The 17,577-nt window shown below is 40.5% G+C and carries 16 protein-coding genes; 7 read left to right on the top strand and 9 right to left on the bottom strand.

The annotated features are described in order from the left end of the window. Positions 1-6 precede the first annotated feature (6 nt). Genes G626_RS0104875 through G626_RS0104885 form a run of 3 tightly spaced genes read right to left on the bottom strand, consistent with a single transcriptional unit; the run spans position 7 to position 2,381 of the window. Positions 7-747 carry a FecR family protein gene (locus G626_RS0104875; protein ID WP_022931667.1) on the bottom strand — a complete coding sequence of 247 codons (741 nt, stop codon included), beginning with the start codon at positions 745-747 and terminating at the stop codon, positions 7-9. Between the two features lie 18 nt (positions 748-765). After that, positions 766-1,902 (bottom strand): hypothetical protein, encoded by a 1,137-nt coding sequence (locus tag G626_RS0104880; RefSeq protein WP_022931668.1) that lies wholly within the window; start codon positions 1,900-1,902, stop codon positions 766-768. Continuing rightward, positions 1,899-2,381: a hypothetical protein gene (locus tag G626_RS0104885; protein WP_022931669.1), complete on the bottom strand. Its 483-nt coding sequence runs from the start codon at positions 2,379-2,381 to the stop codon at positions 1,899-1,901. Before G626_RS0104885 ends, G626_RS0104880 begins: the two co-directional genes overlap by 4 nt. Before the next feature lie 66 nt (positions 2,382-2,447). Between G626_RS0104885 and G626_RS0104890 the strand changes: the two genes are divergently transcribed. Together G626_RS0104890 and G626_RS0104895 are read left to right on the top strand one after the other, a co-directional pair. Further along, the gene (locus tag G626_RS0104890; RefSeq protein WP_022931670.1) at positions 2,448-3,479 is read left to right on the top strand and encodes a LacI family DNA-binding transcriptional regulator; all 1,032 of its coding nucleotides are present in this window, start codon (positions 2,448-2,450) and stop codon (positions 3,477-3,479) included. Positions 3,480-3,558: 79 nt separating this feature from the next. Further along, the gene (locus G626_RS0104895; protein ID WP_022931671.1) at positions 3,559-4,911 is read left to right on the top strand and encodes an aminopeptidase; all 1,353 of its coding nucleotides are present in this window, start codon (positions 3,559-3,561) and stop codon (positions 4,909-4,911) included. Positions 4,912-5,080: 169 nt separating this feature from the next. Here the strand turns inward: G626_RS0104895 and G626_RS0104900 are convergent, their stop codons facing one another. Continuing rightward, positions 5,081-6,343 (bottom strand): class I SAM-dependent methyltransferase, encoded by a 1,263-nt coding sequence (locus G626_RS0104900; RefSeq protein WP_022931672.1) that lies wholly within the window; start codon positions 6,341-6,343, stop codon positions 5,081-5,083. 48 nt (positions 6,344-6,391) lie between these two features. On the opposite strand from G626_RS0104900, the gene G626_RS0104905 reads away from it, so the two are divergent. From G626_RS0104905 to G626_RS0104915, 3 genes are all read left to right on the top strand, one after another. Then, entirely contained in the window at positions 6,392-7,147 is a 756-nt protein-coding gene (locus G626_RS0104905; RefSeq protein WP_022931673.1) for a ParA family protein, read from the top strand. Beyond that, the gene (locus G626_RS0104910) at positions 7,140-8,108 is read left to right on the top strand and encodes a ParB/RepB/Spo0J family partition protein (RefSeq protein WP_022931674.1); all 969 of its coding nucleotides are present in this window, start codon (positions 7,140-7,142) and stop codon (positions 8,106-8,108) included. Before G626_RS0104905 ends, G626_RS0104910 begins: the two co-directional genes overlap by 8 nt. A 134-nt stretch (positions 8,109-8,242) precedes the next feature. Beyond that, a complete protein-coding gene (locus tag G626_RS0104915) occupies positions 8,243-8,536 on the top strand; it encodes a GIY-YIG nuclease family protein (RefSeq protein ID WP_022931675.1) in 294 nt (97 codons plus the stop codon). A gap of 112 nt (positions 8,537-8,648) precedes the next feature. Here G626_RS0104915 and G626_RS0104920 read toward each other — a convergent pair whose 3' ends face one another. Beyond that, positions 8,649-8,942 (bottom strand): DUF2442 domain-containing protein, encoded by a 294-nt coding sequence (locus G626_RS0104920; RefSeq protein WP_051142201.1) that lies wholly within the window; start codon positions 8,940-8,942, stop codon positions 8,649-8,651. Between the two features lie 205 nt (positions 8,943-9,147). Here G626_RS0104920 and G626_RS0104925 point away from each other — a divergent pair, with 205 nt between their 5' ends. Continuing rightward, positions 9,148-10,182 carry a hypothetical protein gene (locus tag G626_RS0104925; protein WP_022931677.1) on the top strand — a complete coding sequence of 345 codons (1,035 nt, stop codon included), beginning with the start codon at positions 9,148-9,150 and terminating at the stop codon, positions 10,180-10,182. 170 nt (positions 10,183-10,352) lie between these two features. Here the strand turns inward: G626_RS0104925 and G626_RS0104930 are convergent, their stop codons facing one another. Continuing rightward, positions 10,353-11,174 (bottom strand): Cof-type HAD-IIB family hydrolase, encoded by an 822-nt coding sequence (locus G626_RS0104930; protein ID WP_022931678.1) that lies wholly within the window; start codon positions 11,172-11,174, stop codon positions 10,353-10,355. Positions 11,175-11,326: 152 nt separating this feature from the next. Here G626_RS0104930 and G626_RS0104935 point away from each other — a divergent pair, with 152 nt between their 5' ends. After that, positions 11,327-13,417, top strand: a complete 2,091-nt coding sequence (locus G626_RS0104935; protein ID WP_022931679.1) for a [Fe-Fe] hydrogenase large subunit C-terminal domain-containing protein — start codon at positions 11,327-11,329, stop codon at positions 13,415-13,417. Here G626_RS0104935 and G626_RS15455 read toward each other — a convergent pair. The 3 genes from G626_RS15455 to G626_RS0104950 are packed head-to-tail and all read right to left on the bottom strand — an operon-like array spanning position 13,414 to position 17,524. Beyond that, entirely contained in the window at positions 13,414-14,250 is an 837-nt protein-coding gene (locus tag G626_RS15455) for a M15 family metallopeptidase (protein ID WP_022931680.1), read from the bottom strand. The two genes, G626_RS0104935 and G626_RS15455, sit on opposite strands and share 4 nt — an antisense overlap. A gap of 44 nt (positions 14,251-14,294) precedes the next feature. Further along, complete coding sequence (locus tag G626_RS17295; RefSeq protein ID WP_022931681.1) at positions 14,295-16,373, bottom strand: putative bifunctional diguanylate cyclase/phosphodiesterase; 2,079 nt, start codon at positions 16,371-16,373, stop codon at positions 14,295-14,297. Continuing rightward, positions 16,370-17,524 carry an aminopeptidase gene (locus G626_RS0104950; RefSeq protein ID WP_022931682.1) on the bottom strand — a complete coding sequence of 385 codons (1,155 nt, stop codon included), beginning with the start codon at positions 17,522-17,524 and terminating at the stop codon, positions 16,370-16,372. Before G626_RS0104950 ends, G626_RS17295 begins: the two co-directional genes overlap by 4 nt. Between the last annotated feature and the right edge of the window lie 53 nt (positions 17,525-17,577).

A 17,577-nucleotide genomic window follows, 5' to 3' on the forward strand; every position in this document is an offset into this window, starting at 1 on the left:
TATTTATCATTCTTCAGGAATTTCTATCATTACTGTTACAGATGCTGTGGTATCCCCGGCATCAGCAGAATTACCAGCTGCAACATTTCCACCAGACCGGCCGGAAACAACTCCGCCGCCAAGACCTGCACCACCTTCACTTTCCTTTGCTGATGTAGTTGCTACAGTATTTATAACTTCGGTAGCAGACTTTTCAACTGTACTCATAGGCTGTGAAACAGAGCTTGTCTCAGAGACTGTTACTGTCTGATTTTCCTGAACAAGTACTCCTGCAGGCTGTGTAAAAAGTCCTACTTCAACAGTATTTTCAGTAACCTCAACAGTATTTGAATCGTCCATAATCCAGCCGGTACCACGACAAGAAGCAACCGCAACTGCTGTATGAACCTGATAATTTACACGTTTATTATCAATATGTCTGACCTGAGAACGGGCTGTACCAGTTTTAAGATATACGTTTACATTATCATTCTGCTCTGTTGAAGAAAGCTCTTCCAGAGTGATTCTCGTTACAGGTCCAAGATACATTACAGATTCAAGAACTTTGATTTTAGCTTCAGACTGAAAGCCTGTGCTTATTGTTTCTGATTGTAATACTGTATCTCCTTTCTGAAGGGCAATCCATTTACCGTCACGCTGAACTTCTACCTTTCCGCTTACAAAAGTTACTGTTGCATCTGCTGCAAAAGCACTTGTTCCCAAAACTATAAAAAGAGCTGCAAGTAATAAAGTTTTCATTTTTCTCATATTCTTCCTCCTTCTCTTTTAGAAAGCCAGAACAGCTTTTAAGGTAGCATAGAAATTTGTAAATTCGCTGTTTTCCTTACAGATATATGCCCCGGCATCAAGGCCAATCTGAAGATCGCTGAAGATATTATATAAGACATTAATTGTAGTATCAAAACCATCAAGCACAGTTTCATCTTCCATCATACAGATAATCATTCTTTCAGTTGCACCGGCATACACTTTACCTGCTGCATAGAGAACTGCGAACTTTGGAACAATCAGGCCATTAACAAAAGGCGCATTTCCAAATGACCTTGAAGATAAAGTCTGGAAGGGATTAATACTTCCCTGGTCACCTGAAACATATTCAGCACCAGCTGTAAGTCTTACATCAGATCTTAAATAGAAGTTTGCATCAAGCATTAAATCCATCATAAGGCTTTCAAACTTTTCTGTTCCAAAAGTAAATCTTGCATCATAAGAAGCTTTACTGCCAAGGTATCCGTTTGCAATAAGAGTTCCATACAACTTCAAAGTATTCTCATCTGTTACAGGAATATATGCGGCAATCTGGCCGCCGATTGTATGTGATTCAAAAAGTTTCTTATATGAAAAATCAGCAAGAAGAGGAACATACTTAGGACAAAGTGCATAAAGCTGATCTCCATCTTCATACTCGTTTTCTGTCATCGAAACATCAAGTCTGTTAAGCAAGCCTGTATAACCCGCATAAAGAGAAGTTTTGATTTTGAGTGTGTCATATGAAAGATAGAGGCCATCACTAAGCTGTGAAAAAACTGCTCCGGAAAAATCAGAAAACTTAAAACGGCCCAGAGCCAGGCCAAGGTGTCCCTGCCCTATTGTCCAGTCGCCGGAAAGTTTAAGCAAATCTACATCAAGGATATTTGTAAGGCTGCTTTCATCTGCATCAAAGTTACAGTTAAGCTCATACTTATACAGACCTTCTCCTGAAAATCTGAGTGTAGCAGCTTCATTTAAATTAGAATTAATATTCAGATAAATTCCATTAGATTGATTAAGCACAACTGCTGAAAAGTCATTATTGGCAGCAAGCTTTGTATTATCATCAATCATTCCACCCCAGGAAAGAGCAGCTGCAGATGCAAGAATGGAAGCAGTAGTAACGATTATAGAAATTATTTTCTTTTTCATTCTTCACTCTCCATTGAAACTGATTTTATATCAAAGCCGCTGTATTTCTTTACACATGAGGTATAAATACTGAGTGCCTTTGCGCCCGAAATAAAATCGGCAGGATCCTGCTTTCTGCTCAAAATACCATCCGACTGAAACTGCTTAAAAGCGTAGCGCGGAGAGCCTTTTGTGAGCCGGAACATCAGTCCGCCTTCTATCGGCCATAAGCGTGAATAAATATATGCTATATCTACTAAAGGAATAGGAGCCTGAGGATCTTCTGAATTTGGAATTATTCTATTTTCAAACAAGGCCTGAACTGCATCCTCATAGGAAGCATTTTCATCAACATAATTCTGTTGAACAGCAGCCAGATAACAAATCTGTCCAAATGAAGCCTGCTTTGTGTCCAGAAGTTCAGTAATAACATCTGCAGATTGTGCATAAACGACTGCGCTAAACAGCAAACAAAATAAGACTGAAAGTTTCTTTTTCATACCAATATTTTATCGCACAATATGGCAGTTGTCTACCTTTAGTACTATACGCTATAATATGGGTTAATGGTTACACTAAAAGAAATAGCGGAAAAGTGTTCCGTTTCAATAACTACAGTTTCAAACATTCTTAACGGAAAATCGAACGTCTCTCAGGAAACAAAAGAACGCGTTTTGGCTGTAATCAAGGAAACCGGTTACCGTCCAAATTATATGGCCAGGGGACTCCGTGCTTCTAAGACAAATTCTGTCGGCATTATTATTGATGACCTCACTGAATTCTCTTCTACCGGAATTATTGACGGAATCATGTCTTACTTTGAAGAACATCACTACAAGGCTATCCTGGAAAACCTTCGTTTCTATTCTAAATGGGGAACCAAGTGGTATCACAACAAGGGATACGAAGATGCAGTTCAGCAGGCTATAGATGAATTTGAAGCCATTAAGGTTGACGGAATTATTTATGTTGCCGGCCATGCAAGATGTATTTCCTGCATCCCCGACAATTTAAACGCTCCTCTTGTTATTGCCTATGCTTTTACAGAGAATCCAGGTATTTCTTCTGTAGAATTTGATGATATGCAGGCAGCCTGCGACATGACCACAAATCTTATTAAAAACGGTCATAAAAAAATCGCGGTAATTGCCGGTACTCAAAAAAATATCCATACCCAGCGCCGTCTTGAAGGTTATAAAAAAGCAATTAAAGAACAGGGGCTGGAAGACAGCAGGCATTTAAAATATGCAAACTGGGACAGAGAGTCTGGCTACGAAGCTGCAAAAGAACTTCTGGCTGATAATGAATGCACTGCAGTTTTCTGCTTCAATGATCTTATGGCAGCAGGCGTTTATGATTATCTTGATGAAAAAGGTCTGGTACCAGGAAAAGATATTTCTGTAGCAGGTTATGATAACCGCACAATATCTCAATATCTTAAGCCGGCTCTTACAACTGTAGAAATTCCGCTTGTTGATATTGGACGCAAAGCGGCTGAGCTTCTTCTAAATCAGATTAATAATCCTGATAATTTTGAACCCCAGCAGCATTTCGTACAGTGCGGAATCATTGAGCGAAAATCTGTTGGTAAACTTTAAGCGGATTTGATACGATAAACACCGGTGGTTGAGTGCGAGCAAAGCGAGCGTATCGAAACCACATTTTAAGGAGGACACTTTGAACGAACAACTTATCGTCGATTACAAAAACTTTTTGAATAACGGAAAAACTGAGCGCGAATGCGTTGAACAGATTATCAAAATGGCCGGTAAAAAAGGCTATAAGGATATTTCAAAATTCAAAAAACTGAGCCCGGGCGACAAGGTTTACATTACTAAAATGAATAAGGCTGTGGCACTTTTTGAAATTGGTTTTGAACCAATCGAAAAAGGAATGAACATTCTCTGCGCCCACATAGACTCTCCCCGCCTTGACGCAAAGCAGAATCCTCTTTACGAAAAAGACTGCATAACTTATATGAACACCCACTACTATGGCGGAATCAAAAAGTACCAGTGGACAACTATTCCTCTGGCAATTCATGGTGTGGTTGTAAAGAAAGACGGAAAAACTGTAAACGTAGTAATCGGTGAAAATAACGACGAGCCTGTTTTCTGCATTTCTGATATTCTTCCTCACCTTGCCCAGGATCAGATGAAGGAAAAGGCAAGCGATTTTATTAAGGGTGAAGACCTGGATGTAATTATGGGCTCTGTTTCACCTGCCAATACAGAAAATCTTACAAAAGAAGAGAAGAAAGAACTTAAAGAAAAGAGCAAGAAGACTGTACTTGCTCTTTTAAAAGAAATGTATGGAATTGAAGAAAAAGATTTTGAATCTGCAGAGCTGGAAATTGTTCCTGCCGGAAAAGCCCGCGACATGGGACTGGACCGCTCAATGATTCTTGGCTACGGCCAGGACGACCGCTCATGTGCTTACTCTTCTGTTGCCGCAATGCTTGAGATGCATGCCGGTAAACGCACTACCTGCTGTCTCTGTGTAGATAAAGAAGAAATCGGCAGTGTTGGTGCTACTGGTATGGCTTCCAATCTTTTAGAAAATATGACTGCAGAAATCATTGCCCTTACAGAGGCTAACTACAGCGAGCTTACACTGCGCCGCTGTCTTTCAAACTCATATATGCTTTCAAGCGATGTAAATGCAGCCTATGATCCTATGAACGCAGGTCTTTATGATAAGGAAAATGCAAGCCTTTTGGGTGGCGGTGTTACCTTCCAGAAATATACCGGCAGCCGCGGAAAGTCTGGTGCCAGCGATGCAAACCCTGAGTTTATTGCAAAGGTCCGCGCCGCAATGTACGACTCAAATGTAACATATCAGATGGCAGAGCTTGGAAAGGTAGACCAGGGTGGCGGCGGAACAATTGCCTACCACGCTGCAAAATACGGCATGAACGTCCTCGACGGCGGCGTTGCAGTCCTCAGCATGCACGCCCCATGGGAAATCACCAGCAAAGAAGACATCAGCCAGATGTATGAGTGCTGTAAGGCATTTTTGGGGTTGAATTAGAATGTGATTTCGATACGGCCTTTGGCCTACTCAATCACCGGTGGTTGAGTAGCGAAGCGTATCGAAATCACAGCTGCAATTAAAAATCTGGTGGTTGAGTAGGCACGAAGTGCCGTATCGAAACCACCGTGTGTACCGTATACCGGTAACTCCTACTATCACACTGATACTATTTGAAAATCTCCGGCTTTATCCCCAGAGAACTCATAAGTGACGGTGGTTGAGTAGGCTTCGAAGAAGCCGTTTTACACGGTGGTTGAGTAGGCGAAGCCGTATCGAAACCACCATTTTTCTTTACAGCCCTTATCAAAATATTCTTTGGAGTGTGTTCCATATCAATAAACTCAAGCATCTGAACCTTGTAGCCCTGTTGCTCAAGCCATTCGCCGCGGAGTGCGTCTGTTACAAGAGAAGAGAACTTTTCGCGGATGATTCCCCATTTTAGAAGAGGTTCAAAATCTGCTGGTACCTGACCTGTGGCGCCACCGGCTTTGCCGCGGGTTTGTAGCTGGGTGTTTATCTGGTGCTGGCAGCAGGGAACACTTAAGATTGCCCGGGCACCGCGTTCTACTGCGTATTTGAGGGCATAGTCTGTTGCGGTGTCGCAGGCGTGCAGGGTGATTACAATATCCGGGCTGTGGGCGCCTGAATAATCTGCAATATTTCCTGTGTGAAAAACAAGGCCCTTGAGATTCAGTTTCTGTGCCATATCATTACAATATTTAATTACCTCTTCCTTGAGGTCCAGACCTTCAATTTCGCATTTGATATGGCGGATTTCTGTAAGGAAGTAATGTACTGCAAAGGTGAGGTATGATTTTCCGCAGCCAAAGTCTGCTATGCGAAGGGGCTGGCTTGCAGCGGTCTTGTCTGCAAACTCCGGCAGAATATCATCAATAAATTCCAGAAAGCGGTTTATCTGGCGGAACTTGTCGTAGCGGGAAGAAATCACCTTACCTTCATCATTCATGATTCCGAGTAGAACGAGGAAGGGAACGGGGCTTCCTTCCTGCAAAAGATAGTTCTTACGGTGGTTGAGTAGACCGCAGGTCGTATCGAAACCACCTGCTTTAAGTTTCTTAACTCTGGTGGTTTCGATACGCTCGCTTTGCTCGCACTCAACCACCGGAGCAGCCAGCTTTTTATGCAGCTCAGTAGTCTTTCCCTTTTTATTTGTAAGCAGGGTGATTTCTTCTGTATCAGTTCGCGTAACAACGTTTTTAAAAGTAACTCCGGAGTTTTCTTTCAAAAACTCCTCCAGCTCACTCTCCGAAAACTTCTGATGAAAAACCTGAGTCTTAGTAAACATCTCCGCCGCATAAGATGCCCCATCGGCTGTATTCACCGCGCGGATTTTGATTTTCTGATATGGCTGTCCCAGCTTTTTTTCAACTTCTCCGGCAGGTTTTGAAAGTGTCACGCTTAAAATCATAATGATTAACAGTATACTATTTTTTCAAAAAATGATACATTTTCTTATATGGGAAAGTGTATTGTTTTTGTAAATCAGAAAGGTGGTGTAGGTAAAACCACCTCCGCAATCAATATCGGCGCATATATTGCGCTTGCCGGAAAAAAGGTTCTTCTTGTAGATTTTGACTCTCAGGGCAATATGTCCAGCGGTGTAGGTGTTTCAAAGGATAAGCCTACAATTTACGAGCTGCTTGCCGGTCAGGTAGAAGCAGACAAAGCAATCAAAAAAACTTCTGTAGAAAACCTCGATGCAATCAGCGCATCTATTGACCTTTCGGGTGTTGCTATTGAGCTTGCAGACCAGGAAGACCGCGAATTCTACCTCAAAAACGCACTTGAACCACTTAAAGCTGTTTATGATTATATCCTTATAGACTGTCCGCCGTCTCTTGGCATTCTCACACTTAACGGACTTGCCGCTGCAGATTCAGTTCTTGTTCCAATGCAGTGTGAATATTTCGCTCTTGAAGGTATTACACTTCTTCTTCAGACAGTTCAGAAGGTTCAGAAGGGAATTAATCCGGATCTTAAAATCGGTGGTATTTTCTTTACTATGTATGATTCCCGCACCCGCCTTGCACAGGACGTTGTAATGCAGGTTAAATCATATTTTAAGGATGTTGTTTTCAATACAATTATTCCTCGAAACGTTCGTCTTTCAGAAGCTCCATCTCACGGACTTCCAATCTGTAAATATGATCCTGAGTGTGTTGGCGCACGCAGTTACGCAAAGCTTGCAGAAGAGGTGATTCGTCGTGGCTAAGAATGCATTAGGAAAAGGACTTGGTGCGCTCTTGGGTGAAAATCCGGCCGCACAGGAAGAAGTTGCAGTTTCAACAGGCGCTGCCTCAGCTTCTGCTGGAGGTCTACATTCAACTACATTAAAAAGAACAAAGATTCCTGCCGCCATCGAAATGAAAGAAGACGGCTCTATGTGGCTGGACCCGGCCCTTCTTAAGCCGAACCCAAAACAGCCTCGTATTGAGTTTAATCAGAAACAGCTGGATGAACTTTGTGAATCAATTAAAGTAAACGGAATTCTTCAGCCAATTATTATTGAAGATGCCGGTGACGGTCAGTTCTATATTATTGCCGGTGAACGCCGTACCCGTGCAGCCCGCATGGCAGGTCTTGCAAAGGTTCCTGTTCAGCTGCGAAAGTTCGATGAGCAGCAGAAGCTGGAAATGGCACTTATCGAAAATATTCAGCGTGCCGACTTAAATCCTATTGAAGAAGCTACAGCATATTATAATCTTATTCAGATGGGCGACCTTAATCAGGAAGAGGTTGCTAAGCGTGTAGGCAAGGCCCGCGCTACGGTTGCAAATGCAATCCGTCTTTTGAAGCTGCCTGAAGATATTCAGCATGCACTTGTTAATGGGCAGATTACTTCTGGTCATGCACGTGCTCTCCTTATGGTAAAGAATGACGCTGATATGCGCGTTATGTTTGCAAAGATTCTTGGAAGCGGACTTTCCGTTCGTGAAGCAGAAGCACTTGCAGAAACCTACAATGGTGGTGGACGTGCCGCAGCTAAAAAAGAAGAAAAGAAGGCTGCAAAAAAAGATCCTGATGTTCTTGCCTTTGAGCAGGAATTGCGCAATATTTTTGGAACCCGCGACGTCAGCCTCAAAGGCGACATCAACAAAGGTTCGATTGTAATCGGTTTTGATAATAAAAAAGACTTCGATAGAATCTACGAAGTCTTGATGAGCAAGAAATAAATGCCTTCCGGTGGTTGAGTAGACGCGAAGCGTCGTATCGAAACCACCATTTTTTTTCATAAATCATACAAAATTTCTCAATCCCATTTCCTAAAAAAACATAGTTAAGTCTATATTATATACAGGAGGACTATATGAAACCATGTATGTACATACTTCAATGCAAGGATGATTCTTACTATGTTGGCAGTACCACTGATCTTCCAAAAAGAATTGAGGAACATAAACAGGGAATGGGGGCCGAATATACAAAGCATCGATTACCTGTCAAACTTGTATATTATGAAGAATGTCTAATTATAAAGGATGCATTTCTTCGTGAAAAACAGGTTCAAGGCTGGAGTCATAAAAAGCGACAAGCCTTAATAAACATGAAATTTGAATCACTAAAAGAATTTAGTAAAAAAGAGTTTAAAAAGAATAAGTAAATCAGCAGTGGTTTCGATACGGCACTTCGTGCCTACTCAACCACCGCGTCAAAGCACTTCCGGTGGTTGAGTGCCGCGACAGCGGTGTATCGAAACCACCCTGCTTAGTATTTTATGCAGATTTTCCCTTTCTATTAATGTCTGTAATACCCATAAGAAGGTTCGGAACGTATAAATCTTCATCAAGCTTATTCCAGTGGATACCTAAACCACCCCCACTCAATTCATATTCATTAAGGTCTTCAGCTTTTGCTGTAAAAAGATGCGGAAAAAAAATAAGGGGTAAAGAAAGTTGTCTTCCGTCTATCAATAAAATCCAAAGATTTTCGCTATCAAACCAGACTTTCTGAGCTTTTGCGTTTTTCAATAAAAAACTATATTCTTTTTCATTTAATAGTGCTGGCATGTAGCAATTATACAATACTTTTGAACAAAAGTGCATAAAAAAATGGCTGCGCATCAAAAGGCCTTACCACTCCAGATTAACAGTACAAACGGTGATTGTGAGCTTGTATATTTGTCTAATAATTATTGTGCTTCGCAAAGTATTGAAAATACTGTTTTTTTTTATAGTATTTCATAATAGTACAAATAACTATTGGAGGTTTGCTATGAAAATTATTAAAAAAATTTCAATAACACTTTTGGGCTTCAGTTTAGCAGCTGCACTGTTTTTTGGTTGTAGTAATTCATCTTCTCCAGAAAAGTCGGAGCCAACTGCAACTGAAGAAACAACAACCACTTCAGATACAAGTGACGAACCAGCAGAAAGTACAGACACAAATACTTTTACTTATTCTACAACATATACAGAACCTACTTTGCCACCTAACGTGGGAGAGGATCCATTTAAGGGAAAAACTTATTCATCTAGTAAAGGAAGAAGCTATTCTTTTGGAAATAATGGAGAGCTCACAGATACTTCATCAGAAGATCCAAATGGAGGCACAAAGTACCAATATACCTACAATGCAAATAGTGAAGAACTCAGTTTAAAACTGACTCACGTCAGAGAGGCATCTAACTGGTGTACATATAGTCAATTAGTTGACGTCTATAGGAATTATTCATATTCAGATTATGTAAATGAAATGGAACAATATGGGGAAGAAGCAGTCAGTGAAACTGTATTCAAGCAGCAAATTCAGGGACTATTAGATTATTATAAATCACAGTTTGAAAATCTAGCTGTTTATAAAGCAAAAGTCGATAGTTCTAATAATTTCGAATTTCGTACTGAATACTATAAAACAGCACCATCTCGTTTACCCTATCACAAAGGAATAAAATTTTATGGTAATTCAAATAATCACTCTATTAATATTAAAATAAATCCTGACGGTTATGGTGAATGGAGTTCTATTAATATTAGTTCCCCTTCAGAGAATCTAAGCTTTAGAATATCGAATATAACTTCAAATACAATTAATGCAAAAGAAGCTACTAGTAATCTGGAATACCAGGAAAATGGACGTCAATTGCTATTAAACTATTCATTGGAACTTGGATCTGAAAATAATTTAATTATAACATTATCAGCTACAGATGATGAAACCACAAGAACATGGTTAACAGATAACTTTAATACTTCGAGTGTAACTCTTACTACATCTACAGCAACTCATACATATACTTTACAGCAATAAAGGTGGTTTCGATACGGCACTCCGTGCCTACTCAACCATCGTGGGTTGATCATCGTTGTGGTTTCGATACGGCCTCTGGCCTACTCAACCACCGCATTAAAAGTACTCTTGGTGGTTGAGTGCCCGCGCAGCGGGTGTATCGAACCCACCTGCATTACTAACCACACTACCTACAACACATACTTCTTAATAAACTCACCTACCCCATCATGGTTATTGTCGTACTCGGTAACATGGCGGGCAATGCTTTTTATTGCTTCCAGACCATTGCACATTGCAACACCGTGGCCGGCCATGCGGATAAGACTTTCGTCGTTCATGCTGTCGCCGAAGCCCATTGTCTCTTCCATCGGAATTTTCAACTCATTTGCGAGCCAGCTGACAGCCTCGCCCTTACCACAGTTTGGTGGAAGAATTTCAAGGAAGTATGGTTTGCTTGTAAAGATTACGGCACGATCACCGAACTCTGCGCGAAGTATTCTTTGTAAATCTAAAAGCTGAGCAGGATCTCCCGGAACCAGCATTTTTGTAAAGCCGGTTTTCAGGAACTCTTCATAATTCTCAATGGCGGCTCCCTTGAGTCCACACAAATCAACATCGAGCTTTGTCCACTGGGTTTCCTCGCGGTAATAAATTGTATCGGGTGTGTAAACTTCACTTCGGAGACCACGAGCTTCTGCAATCTCATTTGTACGAAGTAAAATATCAGCTTCAACCTTACGGCAGAATATCTGCTGACGCTTATGCAAATCAAAAATTGAACAGCCGTTAATAGCAATCAAAAAGCGGCCGGCCTCTTTGCCTGCAATTTCAAGACGGCGGACAAAAGGAAGAATTGCATCTTCGGCACGACCTGAACAAAGTACAACATATATTCCGCGCTCTGCGCATTCCTGCAAAGCTGCTACAGTTCCGTCTGTAATTTCACGGTTATCGTTTAAAAGTGTATCGTCCAGATCAAGGGCAATCAGCTTAATATCAAATTTATCCATGGCTGCGAGTATATCAGAAAAAAGACTTTTTTTACAATATTTTTCTTTTTTTATACTATATAGCGTGGTATAATATTTTTCTATCACCTTTTATAAAATTTAAAAAATTGTTTATCAAAAATTAAGTGCAAATAAGGAGAGATTTTGCAAGTATGGAAAACAGAATACCTGATGAACTACATTTATCACCTGTTATCAACGTAGATAAGGATAAATGCTGTAACTGCCACCAATGTATTGATATCTGCCCGGTAAAACTTTGTAATGATGGCTCTGGAGACTACGTTACCCTGAATCATGATTTATGCATTGGCTGTGGTGCCTGTATTGAAGCTTGCACACATGGAGCGAGAAGCGGAATTGATGATTCTCAGCAATTCTTTGATGAACTCAGCAAGGGAACTCCGATAGTTGCAATTGTTGCTCCTGCAGTTGCCGTAAACTTTAAAGGACAGGATCTTGAATTAAACGGCTGGCTTAAATCAATTGGTGTAAAAGCAGTATTTGATGTATCTTTTGGTGCCGAACTGACTACTAAATCTTATGTAGAACAGCTTTCTAACGAGAAACCTCTTTTAATGATAGCCCAGCCTTGCCCTGCTCTTGTTACTTTCATTGAAACCTATAGACCAAATCTTATTCAGTATCTTGCAAAGGGCGACAGTCCTATGGCTCACACTGTAGAATATATCCGTCACTTCCATCCGGAATATGCAAGACATAAAATTGCCGTTATTTCACCTTGTTATGCAAAGCGCCGTGAATTTGATGAAAATGGACGCGGTGATTATAACGTTACCATGAAATCTCTTTCTGATTACATGGAAGCCCATAATATTAACCTGTCAAAATTCCCTAAAACAGATTTTGATAATCCTCTTGCAGAACGTGGAACTCTTTATTCAACTCCAGGCGGACTGATGAGAACTGCAAAACGTTTTGTTCCTAATGTTTCAAGAATAACCAGAAAAATCGAAGGTAATCCTCTTGTTTTTGATTATCTTGGTGGTCTTGATGACAGCCTTTCTGCAGGCGGAAAACCAATTTATACACTTGTTGACTGCTTAAACTGCGACAAGGGTTGTAACCGCGGCGGTGGAACTGTTAATCATCATATGTCTCTCGATGAACTTGAAATGTATGTAGAAAAGCGTACAGAAGAACGCCGCAATAAATGGAACACCCTTGATACCCGAAAGAAAAAGAAGGCAATCAAAAATCTGAATAAAACAATTGATGAATTCTGGAAGCCAGGAATTTATGACCGTGCATATACAGACCGCAGTGAAGTTTTCCATACCCTTTTGAAGTTGCCTACAAAGGCCCAGGAGCAGGAAATTTTACATCAGATGGGAAAATATTCTGACGCTGATATTTATAACTGCGGCGCCTGTGGTTATAAAACCTGCAAACAAATGGCTCTTGCGATTTTCAACGGAAAGAACAAGCCTGGTAACTGTCACCACTATGTAATGGATAAGCTCAACGAAGACCACAGTGCTGAACTTAATGAGGCAATTCAGAAGGTTACCGGCAAAAGTATTTCTCTTCTTGACGGTGCAAAAAATAACATTACATCACTTTCTGTTGTAACAGAAAAAATGAGTGATAACGTTTCTGATTCTTCTTCTGCAATTGAACAGATGCTTAAGAGTATTTCTTCAATAAACAAGATTATTGATAATAACTTTACAATCGTTAATGAGCTTGAAAACGCAACTAACATCGGACGAACAAATCTGCAGGAAGTAACAGGTCTGGTCGGCGAGATTGAAAAAGAGTCTAAGCAGCTGGTTGAAATGAGTAAGGTAATTGGTCAGATTTCAAGTCAGACAAACTTACTTGCCATGAACGCCGCTATTGAAGCTGCCCATGCCGGTGAATTCGGTGCGGGCTTTAGTGTCGTTGCAGACGAAATTCGTAAGCTTGCAGAAGACTCTGGTCGTCAGGCTAAACAGATTGGTGAAGTTCTTAAGACCATCAAGCAGATGGTTGATAATGCATACTCTAAAGCAGGAACGGTTCAGAGTGAATTTGATTCTGTAGTTTCCCTTGCAGGCCAGGTAAAAGACCAGGAGCTGCAGGTAAAGAATTCTATGGATGAACAGAATGCCGGTAATAATCTGCTTTTACAGAGTCTTTCTCAGATGAAAGATGGAACTCATGCTGTAGAAGATGCCGCAAAGCACCTTAAGGATGACACATCTTTAATTATTGAGCAGATTGCAAATATTCACGTTTAATTTGTTTCGAGCCAGCAGTTTATGAACTCAATCATAAACTGCTGGACATCGCTGAACCACTTTTTCTGGAACTTGCAGGCTTCTACCCCGATATAGCGGAAATGCCAGCATTCCCAGCGGTATCCGGTAACATCCTCGTAGCCCTTTGGAAAGCTTAAAGACCAGCCGTATTTTGCGGCATTTTCATAAACCCATTTTCCGCCCGGAGTCTGGTCAAAGGCATCGTCTACCGGAGCAAAGTCCAGTGCCATACCAAGCTGATGCTGACTCGTACCAGGGCGGGCACTTTCGCGTTCTGCTTCTTCGAGCCCGTCTACACTTACCCAGTAATCAAAAAGATTTTTCTGATAGTCATAGGAGCGGTAGGTAGAGCTGACGGTAAGTGTAACGCCGTCTTTTTTTGCTGCGGTGGCCAGAACCTGCAGGGCATTAAAAGCCTCGGGACGTAAGCTTAAATTATTTTTATTGATTGCGTATAAATCATTTTTTTCAAGATGAATTAACCCTTTTGGTTCGTAGTCTGCACTAACTTTATGAGTTTTATCAATTAAGAAAAATGGGCTCAAATCATCATTAGAAAAATCAGAACGAGTTGCCAGAACTTTTTTTAAGTCCGCAAGAAACTCTTCCGCATCTCCGTTAGAAATTGCAGCCTTACAACGTGGGCTCATAGAAACAAGTACACGGTTAAGCTTTTCTATTTCGGGGTTTAATACTGCTTGTCTAGCAGCTTCAACTTCAGCCGGTTTAACAGTACTGCTTTTTGATTTAGCGCAGGCAGTAAATGTTATAAATACCAACGAAAGTAATAAAATACTATTTCTTTTTTTCATATTATTCCTCTTTTTTTGAGAGTGGTTTCGATACGACCTTCGGTCTACTCAACCACCGGATATGCTTTTTCTTCAAACTCAGCAACCGGAAGTGGTTTTGAGAAATAGAAGCCCTGGATAAGGTCACAATCCTGTTTTGCAAGGAAGTCTACCTGTTCACGGGTTTCAATTCCTTCTGCAACAATTTCCATTCCAAGTTTTTTGGCAAGTGTAATTGTCTGTCCAACTATAAGATTTGAACGCTCTATATCATCTACACTTCGGAAGAATTCTGCATCAAGTTTAATAATATCAAGCGGCAATTCTTTGAGAGAATTTAATGATGAATAGCCTGCTCCAAAATCGTCCATTGACACTTTAAATCCAAAATCTTTTAACTTACGAACGGTAGTTAGCAAGACAGTCTTATCATCAAAGAAGGCAGATTCTGTAAGTTCAAGTTCAATATACTGGTGTGGCACCTTATACTTATCTACAATCCCACAGATATGCTCAGCAAGATTATCTTCTGCAAAATGAGCACGAGAAACATTTACTGAAATTGGAACAAGTTCTTTTCCCTGCTCTGCCCATGCCGCCTGAAGATGTGCAATACTTTCCAGCATGTAGTCATCCAGCTGCAGAATGAAACCGTTTCTTTCAAAAATTGGAATAAACTTTCCGGGGCTTATAAAACCAAGTACCGGATGAGTCCATCTTACAAGGGCCTCTGCTGCAGAAAGTTTTTCTCCCTTTGTAGAATACTTTGGCTGAAGATAAACCTGGAACTCATGATTTTCCAGAGCCTTTTCCATATCATCTTCAATGCGGCGTTCCCAGACCTGTTCTTCCTTCATTGAATCATCAAACCATACAATTTCGTCCTGTAATTTAATTGTCTTTGGAACAGCAAGACCTGCACAGGTAAGCACCAGAGAAACATCACAGTTCTTTGACATTACCGGGCACACTCCGGCAGAGAAAGTAAGATGCTGTCCACCCCGTCTTTCACGAAGAATATTCATTATATTCTTTATACGGATATTTAATGTTTCTTCATTCTGATAAGAAAGCAAAAGAGCAAAATCTGATTTTTCTACATGGGCAACAATTTCTTTTTTACCCAGAAGTTCTACCATATTTGCATTTAATTCTTCCAGAAGATTTTCACCCTGTTTAACTCCGTAAGCCATACAGAAATTCCTGTATTTTTCTAAACGAAGCTGAACGACTGCATAATTGCGATGGCCGCGGGATATTTCTTTTTTAGCTTTCTGCAGAAAATAATCTTTATTGTATCCACCTGTAATTGTATCTGTTGTAACAAGTTTGTTTAATCTTACTCTTTCATGAATCAGTTTAACAACCTTTGTTATTTCATAAATTACACTTGCAATAATTGTAAGCATAAAGAAAACAAGAATGGTACAAAAGAGATTGAACTGAAAAGCATTCAATTTATAAACATTCTTAAAGCAAAGATGAACTCCTGGAATTTTTGTCGCATAAATAGAAATTACATGAAGCCCAATACTATCCAGCGAAGCCCAGCCAAGAAATTCCCTGTCTCTAAGAACCTGCTTGAGGTTTACTGATTTTGCAAGATTTTTTGGATTTATTAAAATTGCTGAAAAATCTTGCTCTGCTGAATTTATATTGTATTCATCATCCTCTGATTCAAGGTCACTTACAGAAAGCTTTATTTTTCCATTTGAAAAGAAAAGATTAAGGTTTTCCTCATTATATTCCTTATCAAAAAAATGAACCATTCCAACACTTTCAAGAAGTCTTTCTGCTTCGGAATCATAGTAGTCTTTTAACTGAGGAAAGAGTCCTTTGATGTTATTGCTGTCATCAATATAGATTTTATTAATATCACTGTAAGATTCTTCAAATGAAGAAAGACGTTTTTGCAAATCTTCCCTGCTTTCTTTATACCAGTTTTCTTCTACAGCCTGTACTACAGTCTGACATTCGTTTGCTATATTAAGGATTAAGGTGTTTAAGATACCAAAGAGCGATAAGGCACAAATAAATAAAGAAAGTGAAAAAATGACCAGCTCTGTTATAATCATTTCTACTACAGCAGGCCAGACAGGCAGCCTCTGTAAACGCTTTATTCTTCTGTCCTTTTTTTTACTCATAAAAGTGCTCCATCCTGTAAAATAGTACGGGTACTACCATCACTATAAGTAAGAGTAATTGTCGGTTCACGAACTACGCCATCCAGATGAATCAGGCTTGGCGCATCGTTGTCGTAATTTTCACCGATTGCAAAATGGCAGGTATGGAAAGCTTTTTCATCTTCCAGCATATTTCCGGTTATATTTGCAGCCGGATTCAAACCGATTCCAAGTTCACCGATATTGCGGGCATTTTTCTTATAAACTGCAGCCTGTCCCTGTGGAAGTTTTCCTTCCTTTTCGAGAACAAAAGGTCTGAGCTCTGCTTCCATAATTGTTTTGAGAAGTCTGCGGGCTTCGGCTCCGCCTGTAATTTCTGTTACGTACCCCTTTTCTACTTTACAGGTAATAGGTGTTTCGAGGATTGAGTCTCCGTCAGAAAAAGTCATGGAACCATCATAAACAATTACGCCTTCACAGCCGTCGCTCTGCTGCTCAAGCACATTTCCGTCTGCACCTTTAAGCTGACTTCCGCCAACTACAGGGCTAATAAATACTTCACCAGCCGGAATGTTTCCGCCGCTTCCAGGCTTTGAAAAATCTCCGTCATCTGACAGAAGAGCACGTCCATTAACCGGAACTATCAGGTCTGTACCGGCCGGTGCTGTTACCCGTACACTCACTGCTCCCTTAAAGATTTCTGTAAGTTTTGCGCAGCGGGTCTGCAGCTCCTTGTAATCTATGGCAGCAGTACGGTTCATCATATCCGGGGTAATTCCTGGAGTCCAGGCCCCGCGCATTGTTTTCTTTCCATCCATAAGGTAGTCAAAAATATGAGTAAATTTCTGACCGTCTTCTGTTGTATATGGATTTGCCGTAGCCTGTGGATCTTTTCCAAGCTTGATATTTGAAATAGAAAAACAAACCTCAGGCTGACTTGCAATTGCAGCAAGAACTTCCGGGTTAGCATTATCAAAAGAAGTTTTATCCGGCTGATACATAAGGGTTGTTGTTGCACCGGCCTCACAGCTGGCTGCATACAAATCCTGGGCAATTTCTGCAGTAGCCGGATTTGCAATAATCAAAACCCTTTCATTCTTTTTTACTTTTACTACATCCTGTACCACTACCTGGGCAGGTGTACGGTTTTTATCTTTTTTTATTAAGCTCATTAATATCTCCTACATAGATCCTGAAACAAGTTCAGGATGACAGGTCATGCCGA

The sequence above is a fragment of the Treponema bryantii NK4A124 genome (assembly GCF_000421345.1).
Lineage (GTDB): Bacteria > Spirochaetota > Spirochaetia > Treponematales > Treponemataceae > Treponema_D > Treponema_D bryantii_B.

What these genes read in the sequence shown, in the direction of transcription:
- G626_RS0104875 (WP_022931667.1), bottom strand. Translation starts at nt 747, where the DNA reads ATGAGAAAAATGAAAACTTTATTACTTGCAGCTCTTTTTATAGTTTTG.
- G626_RS0104880 (WP_022931668.1), bottom strand. Translation starts at nt 1,902, where the DNA reads ATGAAAAAGAAAATAATTTCTATAATCGTTACTACTGCTTCCATTCTT.
- G626_RS0104885 (WP_022931669.1), bottom strand. Translation starts at nt 2,381, where the DNA reads ATGAAAAAGAAACTTTCAGTCTTATTTTGTTTGCTGTTTAGCGCAGTC.
- G626_RS0104890 (WP_022931670.1), top strand. Translation starts at nt 2,448, where the DNA reads ATGGTTACACTAAAAGAAATAGCGGAAAAGTGTTCCGTTTCAATAACT.
- G626_RS0104900 (WP_022931672.1), bottom strand. Translation starts at nt 6,343, where the DNA reads ATGATTTTAAGCGTGACACTTTCAAAACCTGCCGGAGAAGTTGAAAAA.
- G626_RS0104905 (WP_022931673.1), top strand. Translation starts at nt 6,392, where the DNA reads ATGGGAAAGTGTATTGTTTTTGTAAATCAGAAAGGTGGTGTAGGTAAA.
- G626_RS0104915 (WP_022931675.1), top strand. Translation starts at nt 8,243, where the DNA reads ATGAAACCATGTATGTACATACTTCAATGCAAGGATGATTCTTACTAT.
- G626_RS0104920 (WP_051142201.1), bottom strand. Translation starts at nt 8,942, where the DNA reads ATGCCAGCACTATTAAATGAAAAAGAATATAGTTTTTTATTGAAAAAC.
- G626_RS0104925 (WP_022931677.1), top strand. Translation starts at nt 9,148, where the DNA reads ATGAAAATTATTAAAAAAATTTCAATAACACTTTTGGGCTTCAGTTTA.
- G626_RS0104930 (WP_022931678.1), bottom strand. Translation starts at nt 11,174, where the DNA reads ATGGATAAATTTGATATTAAGCTGATTGCCCTTGATCTGGACGATACA.
- G626_RS0104935 (WP_022931679.1), top strand. Translation starts at nt 11,327, where the DNA reads ATGGAAAACAGAATACCTGATGAACTACATTTATCACCTGTTATCAAC.
- G626_RS15455 (WP_022931680.1), bottom strand. Translation starts at nt 14,250, where the DNA reads ATGAAAAAAAGAAATAGTATTTTATTACTTTCGTTGGTATTTATAACA.
- G626_RS17295 (WP_022931681.1), bottom strand. Translation starts at nt 16,373, where the DNA reads ATGAGTAAAAAAAAGGACAGAAGAATAAAGCGTTTACAGAGGCTGCCT.
- G626_RS0104950 (WP_022931682.1), bottom strand. Translation starts at nt 17,524, where the DNA reads ATGAGCTTAATAAAAAAAGATAAAAACCGTACACCTGCCCAGGTAGTG.